This is a genomic window from Ruegeria sp. AD91A (genome assembly GCF_003443535.1).
Lineage (GTDB): Bacteria > Pseudomonadota > Alphaproteobacteria > Rhodobacterales > Rhodobacteraceae > Ruegeria.
This window is the reverse complement of record NZ_CP031946.1, coordinates 726,085-743,710: the sequence shown is the minus strand read 5'-3', so window position 1 is coordinate 743,710 and position 17,626 is coordinate 726,085. Positions and strand designations below refer to the sequence as shown.

The following is a 17,626-nucleotide window of genomic DNA, read 5'->3' as shown; positions in this document are numbered from 1 at the left end:
GCCTCGGGAACGGTTGCTATCATCCCACCCGAGGCTACCTGGGAACTTCATGCGACACACGCTGCCAATTGCGCCACAATTCTATGTCACGGCCCCGCAACCCTGCCCTTATCTCGACGGCAGGATGGAGCGTAAGCTGTTCACCGCACTACAGGGCGAAGGCGCGGAACAGTTGAACAATTCCCTGTCGCAGCAGGGATTTCGCCGGTCACAGAATGTACTCTATCGCCCCTCTTGCACCGATTGTGCGGCCTGTCTGTCAGCCCGGATCGACGTTTCGGCGTTCCGCGCAACAAAGAGCCAGAAACGCGCGATAAAACGCAACGGATACCTAGAACGTCGCGCGACGTCGCCCTGGGCAACGGACGAGCAATACGAACTGTTCCGCCGCTATCTTGACACCCGGCACGCCGATGGCGGCATGGCTGATATGGACGTGTTCGAATTTGCGGCGATGATCGAAGAAACTCCGATCCGAAGCCGCGTGGTGGAATATGCAGATCCGGAGACCGGAGACCTGATCGCTGTCAGCCTGACCGATGTGCTCGATGATGGGCTGAGCATGGTTTATTCCTTCTACGATCCGAACCAGCCTCAGAATTCTCTGGGTACCTATATGATCCTGGATCACATTGACATCGCGTGCGAAGCTGGCCTGCCCTATATCTACCTGGGCTACTGGGTCCCCGGCAGCCCCAAGATGGGCTACAAGGCAAAATTCTCTGGGCTGGAGGCTTATATTCAGGGCGAATGGCAAAAGATCAAAGATCCGAACGCCTTCTGCGGTTCATCCCGGCATCCCCTTTCCACCGCTCCGATTGCCGAGCAAGTGGCCAATATTCAGCTTCCGGACCGCCACCCGACCAAGGGTTGACCATCCCATGAAACAGAACCTGCATGCCGTCACACTCGTGGTGCCGGATTACGATGACGCAATCGCGTTTTATACGGAGCGACTTGGTTTCCAGCTTTTGAAAGACATCGATCTGGGAGACGGAAAACGCTGGGTCTTGATCACGCCACCGGGCTCAGACGGCAGTGCCCTTCTTCTGGCCAAAGCCGACGGACCCGAACAGCGCGCCGCCATCGGCAACCAGACAGGAGGCCGCGTGGGTTTCTTCCTGCAAACCGAAGATTTCCAACGCGACTACACACAAATGCGTGCCAACGGGGTCCAATTCGAAGAAGCCCCCCGCATTGAGCCCTACGGCAGTGTCGTCGTCTGGCGCGATCCCTTTGGCAACCGTTGGGACCTGATCCAATTCGCCTGATCCGCCTCTTCATCTGGCAACACATACATCGGGAATGAATTGGCCGCAGGCCAGAAGGGGCTGGCCCCTTCCCTGATGCCAAAAAAGAAAAGGGGGCTCTCAAGCCCCCTTTGCATTTGATTTAGTCTGATCAGTTCGGGATCAGATCAGGCACGATTGTGACAATTGTCGGGAAGAACCACAGAATCGCGATTCCGACGACCTGGATCAGGACAAACGGTATGATGCCGCGATAGATATGTCCCGTCGTCACCTCTTTTGGCGCCACGCCTCGCAAGTAGAACAAAGCGAACCCGAACGGTGGCGTCAGGAATGACGTTTGCAGGTTCACCGCCACCATGATCGTCACCCATTTCGGATCGAATGACCCGCCATAGATCACCGGGCCCACGATTGGGATCACGATGTAGATGATCTCGAGGAAGTCCAGCACGAAGCCCAAAATGAACAGCACCAGCATCACGATCAGGAAGACCGTGAACTCATTGTCAAAACTCTTCAGGAATTGCTGGATATAGTGTTCCCCTCCGAATGAAATCACCACGAGGTTCAGCAATTGCGATCCGATCAGGATGGTAAACACCATCGAGGTCACTTTGGCCGTCTCGCGTACCACCGGTGTCAAAACGCCACTGGAATACAGCACCCAGCACCCGAACAGCAGCCCGAACAGGGCATACAGGTATGACGCATAGGCAATGATGAACGCGATCCAGGTTTCAACCGTCACATTACCCTGATTGATGCGCAGATCGAAGTTGACCCCCATCAGCAACGCGATCATCACGGCAAAAGTCGACCAGATGATCACTTTGCCTGACCTGCCCTGATCCTGCAGCTTGCGATAAGCCGCCAGCATAATCGCGCCACCCGCACCCAGCGCAGCCGCCGGTGTCGGGTTGGTCACGCCACCCAGGATCGAACCCAGCACGGCAATGATCAGAACCAGCGGCGGGAAGACCACGCGGATCAGATCATTGGTGGCACAGCGCGCCGCAGCTTCCTTGCAGCCATACATGGTCAGCGCAAATGGCAAGGCGAGCAGCAGGAACGTCGCACCCGAAGATGTAATGGGCGAGATCAGCAGTATATCGACCAGCACCATCAGAAGCAGCCCGATCGCACCCAGGATCAACGGCTGCGGCGCGCGCGACGGTGCGATCCCACGGCCCAGAACCAGGGTCAGACCCAACAGTAGGACGACAACGGCCACACCTGTTCCAATCGGTGCTGCTTCTGCGATCCTTTCCTGCTGGGCTGCTGCCAGTTCTTCCTCGGTCAAGCGCTGCGATTCCGCTGCACCACCTGCCGCGTCAATGGCTTCCTGCTCGGCCACGGCCTGATCCCATGCGGACTGACCGTGCAAATCGATCATTGCTACCTTGCATTCTTCCGACACGTTGGTGCGCAAGGACGCCCCCTGCCCGATATCCGAGAAGGCCGAGACAGAGATGTTCTGGCTGCCGATAACACCGACATTTCCCAGCAGAACGGCTCCGACAATCAACGCAACCGGTGCGCCCAGCAGCCAGGTCAGACCCTCAGACCGGGTGATTGGCTCTCCAGACCCACCCGACATTGCAACGGCAGGCGCCTTGTCCGGATTCAGGAGCGCATATCCAAACGCATAAAGAGCATAGAGCAGCGCCAATAGGATCCCCGGCAAAAGCGCCGCCTGGAACAACGTCCCGACCGACACAACCGCAGGCTCCCCCAAATAGGTCAGCGCGTCGGTACACCCTGCCTCAACAGCCCGCGTCTCCTGCGCTGTCGAGTACAGATCGCCCGCCAGTGTACCCAGCAGAACGATCACGATCGACGGTGGAATGATCTGTCCCAGCGTACCCGAAGCCGCGATCACGCCAGTTGCGAGTTCTGGCGAATAATTGTTCCGCAACATGGTTGGCAGCGCCAACAGGCCCATGGTCACAACGGTCGCACCAACGATACCGGTTGAAGCCGCAAGAAACGCCCCCACAACCACGATCGACACAGCCAGACCACCCGGAAGCGGTCCAAAGACGCGCGCCATCGTCGTCAGCAGATCGTTGGCAATCTTCGAGCGTTCTAGCGTGATGCCCATCAGAACGAACATCAACACGGCCAACAAGGTCTCAATGGACTGCCCTGCCAGTACGCGCTCGTTCATGCGGTTCACGATGAAAGAAACGTTGCGGTCCAGCGCAGTTTCCCAGCCAGAGACAAAGACCGGCTCGGCTATCCTTGGTAAGTCCGGGTATCGGAATACCGAAATGACATCAGGTTTTACCCCGGAACTTACAATATCCCGATAGGCTTGCGAGCCTGTGTCGATTGCCTGGTGGATCAACAGCCCAGCACTGTCGAGCGCCGCGATGATCCCAAAGGAAATCACTCCGGCACCGCCGATTGCAAAGGCCACCGGGAACCCGGAAAGGATGCCCCCAAAGAGGCAGAAGAATACAATAATGAGGCCTATCTCGACGCCATCAAGTCCGAATAACATAGTCTGGGTCTCCGTCCCTAATGTGCGCCTTCGTAGGCTTCTTCACCCTCACCAAGGCTGTCCTTGTCGAGGTATTTTCCAACGCTGTCCGGCCCTTCCACGTATTCCAGATACGAACGGTACAGGAAAGCGATCGCGTGAAGGAACACCATGGCCGCAAAGGCCACCAGCAAGATCTTGAACAGGAAGTAGGCGTTGAATCCGTTTGGGCTGAACCCGATGGTTTCCACGTTCCAGCGCAACGCGCGGGACTTGGCCACCAGACGATCCAGCGTGTCACTGGCTGATGGGTTTGGCACGATCAGGTGCCGCCACAGGAAGAACCAGCCATACATCCAGGTCAGCACCGCCATCGGCATCATGAACAAAACCGCACCGCACATATCCACCACCCGTTTGGCCCGGTGGCTGATGCCGGCATAGATAAGGTCAACGCGTACATGCCCACCCTGCACGAATGTGTAGGTACAGCATAGGCAGACGACCATCGCGTTATAAAGCTTCAGTTCTTCCGCGAACCAGCTGATGTCCATCTGGAACGGAATACCCAAACCAAAAGACATATCGGGTCTGGTAAAGACCCGCTGCATGAAAACGATCACGATCTGCTGGACCACCATCAGAAGGCCCGCCCAGGCAAAGAAGCGTCCTGTGGTGTTGGCGAACCCCTCAAGGCCTCGCACGATGGCCCACATGAAATTCCGGTAGTACAGCCCGATGGCCGTCAGAACCAGAAAGAACGTCAACACCACAAAGAAGAACTCGACCGAACCGCCGTAATAGACAAAGCGCATGATCGACGCCTTGTCGGACCAGTCCAGCCAGAGCTGCGGATGCGTGATGGCGTATCCGAAATTATAGAAAGCTTCGGCAATGTTCTGAATGAACCAGACCAGTCCATTCCACAGGGCGCCGAAGAACGAGATACCGTTTTCGTCCTGCATGTTGTCCCCAGGTCGTCTTCAGTTGCGCATGGATTATTGTTGCTTGCCCAAATCTTCAAGCGCAACGGGAAAGGTTCCCCCGCCGCGCGGGGGAACCGGTTGTCCTTGGATCAGAAAGGCTTAGCCGCGAACACGGTCACGCTGAGCTGTGTAGACACCCGACGACAGGTTGTTCCAGGCAGACGAAGCAGCCATGGACGTCATGGCGCTGTCATGGATCTTCTTGAACAGCTCATCGCCCATGTTCTCGTCCAGAACTTCCTGGCTTGCCTGACCAAACGCGTCCCAGACACTGTCCGGGAATTCCAGAACCTTGACGCCACCGGCCTGCAGACGCTGCAGTGCTGCGCCATTGTTGGCGAGGAACTGCGCCAGGTTCCACTGGTGCGCTTCGGCGGCAGCGATCTCGATGATCTTCTGCTGCGCCGGGGTCAGTTCATTGAACACGTCGCGGTTGGTTGCCAGCGACAGACCTGCGCCCGGCTCGTGGAAGCCCGCAGTGTAGTAGGTCTTGGTGATTTCCTGGAAACCGGCCTTTTCGTCTGCCCATGGACCGATCCACTCGGTACCGTCGATCGCGCCGGACGACAGCGCCTGATACACTTCCGACCCCGGAATGTTCTGTACGGACGCGCCCAGTTTACCCAGCGCCTTGCCGCCCAGACCCGGCATACGGAACTTCAGACCGTTGAAGTCTTCGGGGCTGTTGATCTCTTTCGAGTACCAGCCACCCGCCTGCGCACCGGTGTTACCGGCCAGGAAGGACTTCAGGCCAAAGATTTCGCCCAGCTCGTCATGCAGCTCCATACCGCCGTCATGATAGTACCAGTTCACCAGTTCCTGTGCCGTCATACCGAAAGGCACGGCCGTGAAGAACGCATAGCCCGGGTGCTGACCTACAAAGTAATAGTCGGCCGCGTGATACATGTCGGCCTGACCTGACGACACCGCGTCGAATACTTCGAACGCGCCAACCAGTTCGCCTGCTGCCTTGATTTCAACATTCAGGCTGCCATCCGACATGGCATTGATGCTGTCGGCACAACGCTGCGCACTGTCAAACACACCCGCCAGACCACGACCCCATGAGGTCACCATGGTCAGAGTGCGCTGACCCTGCGCATAAGCCGGTGCCGCCAGTGCGGTCGCTGCAGCCGCCGAGCCGCCCAGCGCGGATTTTTTAAGAAATGAACGACGATCCATATGAGTGTTCCTCCCCTTCATAGTCACGGTCCGGCAAAACCGGACCTGTCGCATTCAGTGCGCGTCAGCCTAATGTGGCCGAAGTGAAAGGGAATACCTACTACTGCGTAGAGAATCGATTTCTTTGCTTTTTTCGACCAGAAATCGGGCGGTGAAGCCCGGCAATTACAATGATTATCGTTGTATTTGCCAGGCAAAGCCCAATCTTTTTGCATTTTCGCCGCTGCTTGCGTATCGATTCGTCCATGCAAAGACTCCGACATCTGGTCTCGCTGACCTATGCGCAGAAATTGTCACTGGTGGCGGCAATCCCGCTGGTGGTGGCCGTGGCGGCAATCGCTGTGCTTGTGGCATACGAGGCGCGCGCGACCGCCGAGCGTGAGATCAAGGCGCTGGAACGCAGTCTGATCGAAGCCAAGAAGGAAGAGTTGCGCAACTACGTGACACAGGCACGCAACGGGTTCGCGTACATCTATGGCCGGGCCGAGCCAGATGACGAGGTCGCAAAAAACCTCGTGTCCCAAATCCTTTCGGCAATGATCTACGGTCAGGATGGGTTCTTCTTTGTCTACGACTATGACGGCAACAATCTGGTCAGCCCTCGCCAGACGCAATTCATCAACCGAAACTGGGAAGGGCTGACTGACAGCGATGGTACCCCCATCGTCGATGAGTTCATCCGTCTCGCCCGCCAGGGGGCAGGTTGGCACAGCTTCATGTGGCAGAAGCCTTCGACCGGGGAAGAGGCACAGATGATCGCGTATGTCGTCGGGCTTCAGGACTGGCGCTGGGTTGTGGGCACCGGGGTTTTTATCGACGACATCGTCGCAACGGTGGCCAATGCAAGGGCCGAGGTCGAGGCCCGCGTTCAACGCACCTTCATGTATATCGGCGCGATCGTCGTGGCGGCAGTGCTCATTGTCTTTGCATCTGGCATGTTGCTGAACATCCGCGAGCGGAGACTTGCGGACGCCAAGTTGAAGGAACTGACCCAGCGAGTCTTTGATGCCCAGGAAGAAGAACGAGGCCGGGTTGCCCGTGAATTGCATGATGGCATCAGCCAGATTCTGGTCGGTGTTCGTTACGCGCTGGACAACGCGCGGCGGCGCCTGTCCCGTGGCGATGACGCGGGCGCACGCGATCCACTGGACAAAGGGATTGACCATCTTGGCACCGCCATCACCGAGGTCCGCCGCATCAGTCGCGACCTGCGCCCCGGCGTGCTGGACGATCTGGGCCTCGGGCCTGCGCTGAAAGCCCTGACCGACGATTTCCGGGACCGAACCGGGATCGAGACCGAATTCTCGACCGTGGTATTCCGCAACCGGCTGGATCAGGACAGCAAGATTGCACTGTATCGTATTGCCCAGGAAGCGCTGACCAATATCGAGCGCCACTCGGGCGCCACACATGTTACGATAGACCTGCGCGGGCACAAGAAAGGTGCGACCATGCGGATCACCGACAATGGCCGGGGGTTGCGGACCGATCCGGGCACCCCCAGCACCGGGATCGGGTTGCGCAACATGCAAGAGCGCATCGAACAGCTTGACGGGTCCCTGCGCATTCTGTCATCACGCGGACCGCGTGGCGGCACTGTCATTGAAGTCAGCCTGCCGCTGAGCCACCTTCTGCCACCGCAGGAAGACGCAACTCCGAACCGAAAGGCCGGCACATGAGCGCCGAAAGCATCCGAGTTCTTATCGTCGACGACCATCCCATGGTGGCCGAGGGCATACAGTCCATCCTCGAAAGCTATGACGAGATCGAAGTGGTCGGTACGCTCGGCAGCGGACAGGCGGCAGTGGATCAGGCTGTTGATCTTGCCCCGGATGTGATCCTGATGGATTTGAACATGCCCGGCCTCGGCGGTCTCAGCGCCACGGAAATCATTCTGGAACGGCTGCCGGCAACGCGTGTCCTGATCCTTTCGATGCATGACAGCCCGGAATATATCTCGACCGCGCTCAGCCACGGTGCCAAAGGTTACGTGCTCAAGGATGTACCCACTGAAGAGATCAAGCAGGCCATTGATGCGGTGATGCGGGGTGAACAGTATCTGTGCACAGGCGCCAGCGGATCACTGAAGCCCAAAGGCGACAACGTTCGCGAAGCGCTGACCGGACGTGAACAGACCATTCTGCTGGAACTGGCGCAGGGCAAATCCAACAAGGAAGTTGCACAAACGCTGGATATTTCCGTGCGAACGGTCGAAACGCACCGCAAGAATATCAAGCGAAAACTCGGCATCTCCTCAACCGCCGGGCTTACACGCTACGCGTTGGAACACGGCGTACTGCAAGGTACTGGCGTCGGTTTCTGAATTTCGCGGGGCCGCAGCGTGCAGCGCTGACCGGCCCAACCAGAGGATACGCGCCGCAGGCGTGTTGACGATGGGCGGGAGCACTACGCGCCGGGTTAGATACCCTCACCAAAAAAAACCAGTGTCCCGTCTTCGTCCAGAACGTGGAATTCACGCTGCTTGTACGGCTGGTTGAAGGGTGGCCTTACACGACCGTCGGGTAAGTCAGCCAACCCTTCACGCATGCTGTCATACAACCCGTCGATGTCTTCAACATCAATGTAGAATGACTGATCATCGCCCAGTGGCTTGCCGTCATCCCGGGGTGGGCACTCCAAAAGGCGGATCGCAACAGGACCACGTTTCAAAAAGGCATAATTGTCTTGCGTGAACCCACATGTGAACCCAAGGCGTTTGCAATAAAAGTCGATCTGGTCCTGCAGGGACGAGCACAACACAAATGGTGTTAGTTGTAAAATCTGAGGCATCTGACTCTCCGGGCAAGAAACAGATGCATTCTACCAAGGCTGAACTTTCAATCCAGCAATTGATCTTTTCGCAGCCCCGCACGCTTGTAATGATGCGGCAAAACGCGGCCATACAACTGCTGAGTCCGCTCGACGCCACCGCACATGCCTTCAGCCTCGACAAAGGAAAAGATGCCGACATAACGGCGGCGCTTGCCTCTGACAGGAGCGACCCGGTGCAGCGAATACCTTCCCTTGAAAATCTGCAAATCCCCCGGCTGTAACTCCAGCCGACGAACACGTGCCATGTTCCCATCAAGAACCGAGGCCACGAGTTCAAAGTTTTCATCCTCTGCCGAGCGCAGGTTGGGCGCGTATTCAAACGCACCGCCCACCTCTCCGTTCTGGATGGCCAGCGTCACAGTGTAGTTGTTGGTATCAAAATGCCAGGGAAAGCCCTGCCCTTCTTCCACGACATTGATGATCACGTCCGCCAACGGATCATCATAGCGAAAGAAGCGGTCCTCGGGTTCATTCAGGGCATCCCGGACAAAGGGAAGAAAACCGTCGAACTCGTAAATACGACGCAGCGGTCCGGATTTTGAAAGATTGTCCGCCGGAACAAAGGCGTTCGAACGATCATAGAACCGGCGGATCGGGTGAGCGATGCCAAGCCTAGGATCGTCCTTCGTGAAATAGGCGTTTGTTCTATTGAAAGACCGGTGCGCCTTGGGCGCGACCTCATCGGCTTCTTGCACCAGAAGCTCGACCCCTGTCTCGTGCACGAAACCCGGCAGAACAGCACATCCATCCTGTTCCAATTCGCGTCTCAGATCTTCGATCAGTCGATCATAAGCCGGAGAATCCGGACGATCGATCGGATAGCGTCCGAGATCAACCAGGTTCTGCAACATTTTTCGCCTCCGATTTCTACCCCTGCACGGTCAGCGTGGCGCAGAAAAACGCGTCGATCATGCCAGTTTCGGACATCGGCCTGACGCTTTCAGACCGTCACATCCGCGCTTGAAACCGTGAAACCGCAGGCTCAATTCCCGGAAATTCCCGACATGCGGCAATCTGCGCAATAAAATGTCGCAAAATACCGCCTCTGAGATAGAAAATTGGTGCAATTGCCTGTTGACGCCCCTTCCCCCCGAACATAATGTCCCCTCCAAGCAAAAAGGAGCCTCTGGCGATGAGAACGCTAGTCGTAATCGTAGGAACCACGCGCATGGGCCGGTAACGGTAAACCATAATCGAACCCATGCGCCTCCGAAAATCTCGGGGGCTTTTTTTTGTCGAACGCAAGACACATGTCGCGAACGGAGCAAAGCAGATGACACGTGAGATGACCGGCGCAAAGATGGTGGTTCAGGCCCTCAAGGATCAGGGCGTGGACACGGTATTCGGATACCCCGGTGGCGCCGTGCTACCCATTTATGATGAGATCTTTCTGCAAAACGACATTCGCCACATACTGGTGCGTCACGAACAAGGTGCGATCCACGCCGCCGAAGGCTATGCCCGATCGACCGGAAAACCGGGCGTCGCGCTTGTAACGTCCGGCCCCGGTGCCACCAATGCAGTCACCGGCCTGACCGATGCGTTGCTGGATTCGATCCCGATTGTGGTTCTGACCGGACAGGTCCCGACCTTCATGATCGGATCGGATGCGTTTCAGGAGGCCGACACCGTTGGCATCACCCGCCCCTGCACCAAGCATAACTGGCTGGTGAAGGATACGGACTCTCTTGCTGAAACCCTGCACGAAGCTTTCCACGTGGCCACCTCGGGACGTCCTGGTCCGGTGCTGATCGATATCCCGAAAGACGTGCAGTTCGCTTCTGGTGAGTATGCCAGCCCGAAACCTTCAACCTCGCATTACCAACCGACGATGAAAGGTGATCTGGAAGAGATCACAGAACTGGTTGCGGCAATAGAAACCGCCAAGAAACCTGTTTTCTATACCGGTGGCGGCGTTATCAATTCCGGTCCCGCGGCCAGCCAGTTGCTGCGTGAACTGGTGGACGCAACAGGCTTTCCGATCACGTCAACCCTGATGGGCCTTGGCGCCTACCCTGCTTCAGGCGAAAACTGGCTGGGGATGCTGGGGATGCATGGTCTCTACGAGGCCAATATGGCGATGCATGATTGCGATCTGATGATCAACATCGGTGCGCGGTTCGATGACCGGATCACCGGGCGTATCGATGCGTTCTCGCCGAACTCGAAGAAAGCACATATCGACATTGATCCGTCCTCGATCAACAAGGTCATTCGCGTGGACATCCCGATCGTCGGCGATGTGGCGCATGTGCTCGAGGATATTCTGAAGATCTGGAAGTCGCGCGGGCGCAAGACGGACGCTGCGAATGTCAAGCAGTGGCAAAACCAGATTGCGGAATGGCGCAAGATCAACTGCCTGGCGTTCACCAACAGCGAGAAGTCGATCAAGCCGCAATACGCACTGGAACGTCTTGAAGAACTGACGAAAAAGCATGATCGCTACATCACCACCGAGGTGGGTCAGCATCAGATGTGGGCGGCACAGTATCTCGGGTTCGAAGACCCCAACCGCTGGATGACATCCGGTGGTCTGGGCACCATGGGCTACGGCTTCCCCGCCTCGATCGGCGTTCAGATGGCACACCCGGACGCGCTGGTGATCAACGTCGCCGGTGAAGCATCATGGTTGATGAACATGCAGGAAATGGGCACCGCCGTTCAGTACCGCCTGCCGGTGAAACAGTTCATCCTGAACAACGAACGCCTCGGCATGGTCCGTCAGTGGCAGGAGCTGCTGCATGGCGAGCGGTATTCACATTCATGGTCCGAGGCCCTGCCCGATTTCGTGAAACTGGCCGAGGCCTTCGGGGCCAAGGGGATCATCTGCAAGGATCCCGCCGATCTGGACGATGCGATCATGGAGATGATCAATTACGACGGTCCGGTGATCTTTGATTGTCTGGTCGAAAAGCACGAGAACTGCTTCCCCATGATCCCGTCGGGCAAGGCGCACAACGAGATGCTGTTGGGCGAGGCCGAGACGCAGGGCGTGATCGACTCCAAAGGTTCGGTGCTGGTTTAACAAAATTCGACGGATTTGGTTGGGCGCCGCGTTGCGCCCGACATCTCATGGATGATGAAAGGGACATAAATGTCTGCCCTACATATCAAAAAAGGCTCTACCCGCCATTCTGCCTATAACCTAAGGCCCACCTTCTCGGACGTTCAGGAACGCCATACCATCGCGGTTCTGGTAGAAAACGAACCGGGTGTGCTGGCCCGTGTCATCGGCCTGTTCTCGGGACGTGGGTACAACATTGAAAGCCTGACGGTGGCCGAGGTTGATCACACCGGCCACCTGAGTCGCATCACCATCGTCACCACCGGCACCCCGCAGGTCATCGAACAGATCAAGGCGCAGCTTGGCAGGATTGTTTCGGTGCGTGACGTGCATGATCTGACGGTCGAGGGCGCATCAGTCGAACGTGAATTGGCGATCATCAAGGTCGTCGGCGAAGGTGACAAGCGGGTCGAAGCACTGCGACTGGCCGATATCTTCCGCGCCAATGTAGTCGACAGTACTCTGAATTCTTTCATTTTCGAGATCACCGGCGCGCCGGACAAGATCGACGCATTTGCCGATCTGATGCGCCCGCTGGGGTTGATGGAAATCGCCCGCACCGGCGTTGCTGCCCTGTTGCGTGGCGACTAAAGACCCATCCCGCCTTGGGGTCATTGTGGCATCCAAGGCGGGAACACTTTTTAGGCTGAAGCAGCTCTAGGGACTCAACCCAAACGCACTCTATGCGCCAAAATTGCCATAAGGCCAGCTTTTTCAGATAAAGATCAGGCATTTCCAGATAAAGCCTATTGCCTTTACGCATAGGGCCGTTAGCCTTGTTGCCGCAACGCGACGTGGGGATACGTTGCTTGGGGTCATTCTGTACGATTTTTCGATGCGCACCGGGCTTTGGCTTCTGTGCGATGATGGTTTCTTCCGAAAACTGAGCAAGACGTGGGCACCCATGACCGACGACATTCGCAGTCCTGCTGAGCTTCGCGCAATGTTCGGTGCGAATCTTCGGCAATTGGCACGGCGATACCGATCTGTTTCGGCACTGTGCCGCAAACTTGGCGTGAACCGCACCCAATTCAATAGATACCTTTCGGGTGAAAGCGTACCCAGACCGGATGTGCTGGACCGCATATGCCGGTTCTTCGACGTGGACGCCCGCATTCTTCTGAAACCATTGGATGAGATCGAAAAGATCGAGGAACACCCCGCAACTCCGGCCCTGACCGAGTTTCTGGGTTCTGGTGCGGATGCAATCGAGAAGTCCCCGTTTTTACCCGGGTTCTACGCGGTGATCGAAAGCCTCTCGGCTGAACGCCGGATGACCCTGTTGCACGCCCGCCCGCTGGCCCAATGCACGTTGATCCGTGGGTACGTGTCTCGCGCCGCGATGCCCGACGCAACACCAAAAGCACGGGAAATCCAAGGGATAGCGGCCTCAAGCGGTGACACTGTCTATATGCTGACTTCCCAGCGGGAAGGTCAGAATAGCCGGGTCTATCTGATTTCTCCCGACCCTACGGGAACGGCAGTTCAGTGGCGTGGGTCGGTCATCAGTCCAACAAACGCAACAATACCGGAACCCGTTGTGCTGAAATATCTTGGGCATGACTCGACGGCCATTTTTGCTGCTGCGCGATTGTCGACCAACAATGTGGCTCAGCATCCGTAACCAACGTCTCAGGTTGGTGTTTCCCCTTCATCGTTCTGCGTGATCTGCCGGTACAGATGCCAGCTGGCATGCCCCAGCAGCGGTAGGACCACCAGCAACCCAAGAAACCAGGGCACCATCGCCAGAAATGTCAGCACCGCAATGAACGCGCCCCAGGCCAGCATCACAGGGAAGTTCTCTGACACGTAGGAGAAGCTGGTAATCATTGCCGTTACAAAGTCCAGTTCACGATCCAGCAGCAACGGAATCGACAGAACCGTGATCATATACAGAACGGTCGCAAAAACCGCCCCGACCGCCGTGCCCACTGCCAGCATTGTCAGGCCATTCAGCGTCAGAAACACTTCGAGCGACGTCGACACATTGGTCATCGTCGCCAAACCCATGAACAGGGCAAAGATCATATGCCCCAGAAAAAACCAGAACAGAAACACGACGACTATGATCGCGCAGATCGAGGGCAACTGTCTGCGGCTTTGCTGCAGCACGACCCCGAAGATCGCGCCAAAATCGAGTGGCTCGCCTTGTTCCAACCTGTGCGATACCTCGTACAGACCAACAGCGGCAAACGGGCCGATCAGCGGAAACCCGATGGCCGCCAGCACCAGCCAGAAGGTTGTTCCGGTCTGGACGGTTACCCATGCCATCGCCCAGCCAGCCAGCACGTAAACTCCGGCAAAGATCAGGCCGATTAGCGGTGCGCGGCGAAAGTCGGCCCAGGCACGCTTCAAAGCAGTGCGCAGCATGGCGGTATCGACCGGTCGCATATCCGGAACACCAAAGGGTTTGTCCATGTTGTCTTCCTCCTCCCCGACCGGCGTTATGGCATCGCCGGCCTCTTGTTTGGCCAGTTGGTTTCGGCGTGATATGACGCTCCGACCGACAGTAGTTTCTGGTCCGAGCCTCTGGGTCCGAACAGTTGAAACCCCATGGGAAGCCCCTGTGCACCAAATCCCGCAGGCGCAGCCAGACAAGGCAGGCCGATCAGGCTGACCGGTACCGTGACATGCATCCATCGGTGATAGGTATCCATGGCCCGGCCAGCGATCTCTGTCGGGTAAGGCAAATCAACCGAAAACGGCCAGACCTGAGCAGAAGGCAGAACCAATGCGTCAAACTGTTGGAACAGTTTCACCGCGCAACGGAACCATTCCGAGCGGATGACACTGGCGTGGTGCACGTCCATCGCACTCATCGCCAAACCTCGATCCAGCTCCCATTGTGCCGTGTCTTTCAAATGCTCTTTTTGCGAAGCCAAAGGTTCGAGCCCTGCGGCTACGCTGAACGACCGCAAGGTGATCCAGCTGGTCCATAGTTTTTCAGCATCGAAAGGCGGGGCGATGTCCTCGACCCGCGCTCCAAGAATTTCGAAAACGTCCATCGCGTCTTTGCAGATGTCGAGAATACCGGGCTCGGTCGGAAAAGCGCCTCCCCAGTCGCCAAGCCACCCGATCCGCAGCCCTTGCAAGTCTGCGGCGGTCACCGGGGATACCGGGGCACTTTTAGCGGCCAACGGCAAGCGCGGGTCCGGACCCGAGATAACGTCGAGCAGAACACCTAGATCTTCGGGGCAGCGCGCCATTGGGCCCAGTGTCGACAACTGATGCAAAAAACTGTCGCCCACGGGATCGGAAGGCACCCTGCCCCAGCTTGGACGAAAGCCGTAAACATTGTTCCAGCCCGCCGGGTTGCGCAAGCTGCCCATCATGTCCGAGCCATCGGCCAATGCGACCATGCCGGTCGCCAGTGCAACCGCCGCCCCGCCGGACGAACCACCGCAGGTGAAATCGGCGTCATACGGATTGCGCGTTGCGCCATAGACCGGGTTGAAGGTGTGTGAGCCCAGCCCAAATTCCGGCGTATTGGTCTTGCCGATCAGGATAGCACCTGCGGCCCGCATCCGGGTGGCAATCAGATCGTCAGTGTCCGGCACGAAGCCCTTGAACATCGGTGAACCCTGAGACGAGACGACACCAGCTACATTCACAAGATCCTTAACCGCAATCGGCAGACCGTGCAGTGGACCGGTGACAGGGCTATTGTCGCAGGCCTGCGCCTCGGCCATCAAATCACCTTCATCCCGCAGTGCGACGATGGCGTTCACTTCTCTGTTGACCTTGGCGATACGATCAAGTGTGGCCTGCATCACGTCCGAGGCTGAAACCTGCCGGCTGGCCAACTGTTTCAAAAGGTTTGAAGCCGATATCCGGGTCAGGTCCATGGCACGCCATTCTGCTGTTGTTTCCAGCAGCCTAGCGGGCAGTTCAGATCATTTAAACCCACTGTTTGGATGTATCTTTTCAATAACGTCCCAGACGGCAATGTCAGCGGGCTGCTCTGCGAAAATGCAGGTTACTGTCGACCCCAAGCCAGTGACGCAGGCAAAAAACAATCGCCATGCAGCTGAGCACCAGCCAGATCCCGCCCCACAACATGGTGGAGCCGCCGAACTCCTCGGCCAGCATGAATGCATCCGAACGCGCACCGGACCGTCGGATCGTGTCATCGAAGATGTCGAAAGGGACATAGATCATGCTGGTCAATCCGATCACGCGCAGCACCAGATCGCTCACATCCGGGCGCAGATACCACGCCGTAGCGATCATCGCAGCCCCGGTTCCGATGCTGAAAGCCAGGGCGAACGGATCGCGGATATACAGAACTGCTACAAGACACATGACGCCGCCAAAACCCGCCAGAACTGCGCGGTCGGCCTTTGTTCGCAAGGCAAGGATCAAAAGGGCCATGCCGAGCAACAGTGAGCCAAGATATCCGGCAGACAGGCTGAGAAACCGGTTGCCGCCCCGGCCGACGACCACTCCGCCCTGATGCGATGAGATCGAAAAACTTTCGACAGAGCCGCCGGTCAACAGGATCGTCACGGCATGGGACAACTCATGCAAAAAGACGACCAGTATCTTCAGCGGAACCACGACCGGTGTGTTCCAAAGCAAAAAGACCAAAGTTGTGATCAGGATAAGCTGCCAATGCCCTTTCAGAAGGTTCAGGAAAGGGCTGCTACGCTTCACCCTAGCTGTCGCCCTGCGCCTCGGAGCGGCTCTTGCCTGCAACGTTCAGGGCCAGTGTGGCCGCCATGAACCCGTCCAGATCGCCGTCCAACACACCTTTGGTGTCCGAGGTCTCATAATTTGTCCGCAGGTCTTTGACCATCTGGTACGGCTGCAAGACGTATGACCGGATCTGGTTGCCCCAGCCCGCATCGCCCTTGGCTTCGTGTGCTGCGTTGATGTCGGCGTTCCGGCGGTCAAGTTCCAGTTGATACAAACGCGATTTCAGAGCCTTCATGGCGATATCGCGGTTCTGGTGCTGCGACTTCTCGGATGAGGTCACAACAATCCCGGTCGGAATGTGCGTGATCCTAACAGCCGAGTCCGTGGTGTTCACGTGCTGACCGCCCGCCCCCGATGACCGGTAGGTGTCGATGCGGATGTCCGCAGGGTTCACCTCGATCTCGATATTGTCGTCCACCACCGGATAAACCCAGACCGAACAGAAGGAGGTGTGCCGCTTGGCAGCGGAGTCAAAAGGTGAAATCCGCACCAGCCGGTGTACGCCGCTTTCGGATTTCAGCCAGCCGTAAGCGTTGTGGCCGGAAATCTTGTACGCAGCAGATTTGATCCCTGCCTCTTCGCCCGGGGTTTCGGACTGAAGCTCGACTGTATACCCTTTTTTTTCGGCCCAGCGCACATACATCCGCGCCAGCATCGAGGCCCAGTCGCAGCTTTCAGTTCCGCCCGCGCCCGAGTTGATCTCGAGGAAGGTGTCGTTGCTGTCGGCCTCGCCGTCCAACAGTGCCTCAAGCTCTTTCTTTGCGGCTTTGCCACGCAGCGCCTTGATCGCGGCCTCGGCGTCCTGGACGACCTCTTCGTCCTCTTCCATTTCGCCCAGCTCAATCAGTTCGATATTGTCGCTGAGATCGGTTTTGATGGACTCATAGGTCTCGATCGCGTCGACCAGCATCTGCCGCTCGCGCATCAGTTTCTGCGCCTTTTCGGGATCGTCCCACAGGTTGGGATCTTCGACACGCGCATTGAATTCCTCAAGGCGATGCGGCGCGGTCTCATAGTCCATGCGCTGCGCCAGCAGCTCCAGCGACTTTTCGATTTCCGCTATGATGTTCTGGGTTTCGGCGCGCATGGTCTTGTCCCAACTTGCTCAATCAGGCCTGCGTGATAGCAAGTG

At 57.3% G+C, this 17,626-nt stretch carries 16 protein-coding genes; 7 read left to right on the top strand and 9 right to left on the bottom strand.

Translation table 11 applies throughout. The annotated features are described in order from the left end of the window. Positions 1-49: 49 nt before the first annotated feature. Together D1823_RS03740 and D1823_RS03735 are read left to right on the top strand one after the other, a co-directional pair. Entirely contained in the window at positions 50-874 is an 825-nt protein-coding gene (locus D1823_RS03740) for an arginyltransferase (RefSeq protein ID WP_117868677.1), read from the top strand. A 7-nt stretch (positions 875-881) separates the two neighbouring features. Then, positions 882-1,271, top strand: a complete 390-nt coding sequence (locus D1823_RS03735; protein ID WP_117868676.1) for a VOC family protein — start codon at positions 882-884, stop codon at positions 1,269-1,271. Between the two features lie 130 nt (positions 1,272-1,401). Here the strand turns inward: D1823_RS03735 and D1823_RS03730 are convergent, their stop codons facing one another. From D1823_RS03730 to D1823_RS03720, 3 genes are all read right to left on the bottom strand, one after another. Beyond that, positions 1,402-3,756 (bottom strand): TRAP transporter large permease subunit, encoded by a 2,355-nt coding sequence (locus tag D1823_RS03730; protein ID WP_117868675.1) that lies wholly within the window; start codon positions 3,754-3,756, stop codon positions 1,402-1,404. 17 nt (positions 3,757-3,773) lie between these two features. Beyond that, the gene (locus D1823_RS03725) at positions 3,774-4,700 is read right to left on the bottom strand and encodes a TRAP transporter small permease subunit (protein WP_117868674.1); all 927 of its coding nucleotides are present in this window, start codon (positions 4,698-4,700) and stop codon (positions 3,774-3,776) included. 120 nt (positions 4,701-4,820) lie between these two features. Then, positions 4,821-5,903, bottom strand: a complete 1,083-nt coding sequence (locus tag D1823_RS03720) for a TRAP transporter substrate-binding protein (protein WP_117868673.1) — start codon at positions 5,901-5,903, stop codon at positions 4,821-4,823. Between the two features lie 245 nt (positions 5,904-6,148). On the opposite strand from D1823_RS03720, the gene D1823_RS03715 reads away from it, so the two are divergent. Beyond that, complete coding sequence (locus D1823_RS03715; RefSeq protein WP_117872697.1) at positions 6,149-7,582, top strand: cache domain-containing protein; 1,434 nt, start codon at positions 6,149-6,151, stop codon at positions 7,580-7,582. After that, on the top strand, positions 7,579-8,226 hold the full coding sequence (locus D1823_RS03710; protein WP_117868672.1) for a response regulator transcription factor: 648 nt from the start codon (positions 7,579-7,581) through the stop codon (positions 8,224-8,226). The genes D1823_RS03715 and D1823_RS03710 overlap by 4 nt, the downstream gene beginning before the upstream one ends. A gap of 95 nt (positions 8,227-8,321) precedes the next feature. On the opposite strand, the gene D1823_RS03705 is transcribed toward D1823_RS03710, so the two are convergent. Both D1823_RS03705 and D1823_RS03700 read right to left on the bottom strand, forming a co-directional pair. Continuing rightward, a complete protein-coding gene (locus tag D1823_RS03705; protein WP_117868671.1) occupies positions 8,322-8,693 on the bottom strand; it encodes a VOC family protein in 372 nt (123 codons plus the stop codon). Between the two features lie 47 nt (positions 8,694-8,740). Then, positions 8,741-9,586, bottom strand: coding sequence for a hypothetical protein (locus tag D1823_RS03700; protein WP_117868670.1), 846 nt, complete (start codon positions 9,584-9,586; stop codon positions 8,741-8,743). Between the two features lie 422 nt (positions 9,587-10,008). Here D1823_RS03700 and D1823_RS03690 point away from each other — a divergent pair, with 422 nt between their 5' ends. From D1823_RS03690 to D1823_RS03680, 3 genes are all read left to right on the top strand, one after another. Next, positions 10,009-11,760, top strand: a complete 1,752-nt coding sequence (locus tag D1823_RS03690; RefSeq protein WP_117868668.1) for an acetolactate synthase 3 large subunit — start codon at positions 10,009-10,011, stop codon at positions 11,758-11,760. Between the two features lie 69 nt (positions 11,761-11,829). Beyond that, a complete protein-coding gene (ilvN, locus tag D1823_RS03685) occupies positions 11,830-12,390 on the top strand; it encodes an acetolactate synthase small subunit (RefSeq protein WP_117868667.1) in 561 nt (186 codons plus the stop codon). A gap of 313 nt (positions 12,391-12,703) precedes the next feature. Next, positions 12,704-13,423, top strand: coding sequence for a helix-turn-helix domain-containing protein (locus D1823_RS03680; RefSeq protein ID WP_162896756.1), 720 nt, complete (start codon positions 12,704-12,706; stop codon positions 13,421-13,423). 8 nt (positions 13,424-13,431) lie between these two features. On the opposite strand, the gene D1823_RS03675 is transcribed toward D1823_RS03680, so the two are convergent. The 4 genes from D1823_RS03675 to prfB form a co-directional block, all read right to left on the bottom strand. Beyond that, positions 13,432-14,217 carry a DUF2189 domain-containing protein gene (locus tag D1823_RS03675; protein ID WP_117868665.1) on the bottom strand — a complete coding sequence of 262 codons (786 nt, stop codon included), beginning with the start codon at positions 14,215-14,217 and terminating at the stop codon, positions 13,432-13,434. 26 nt (positions 14,218-14,243) lie between these two features. Beyond that, positions 14,244-15,644, bottom strand: coding sequence for an amidase (locus D1823_RS03670; RefSeq protein WP_117868664.1), 1,401 nt, complete (start codon positions 15,642-15,644; stop codon positions 14,244-14,246). Positions 15,645-15,747: 103 nt separating this feature from the next. Beyond that, a complete protein-coding gene (locus tag D1823_RS03665) occupies positions 15,748-16,452 on the bottom strand; it encodes a M50 family metallopeptidase (protein ID WP_254683791.1) in 705 nt (234 codons plus the stop codon). A 1-nt stretch (position 16,453) separates the two neighbouring features. After that, positions 16,454-17,581, bottom strand: a complete 1,128-nt coding sequence (gene prfB / locus D1823_RS03660) for a peptide chain release factor 2 (RefSeq protein WP_117868663.1) — start codon at positions 17,579-17,581, stop codon at positions 16,454-16,456. Positions 17,582-17,626: the final 45 nt, after the last annotated feature.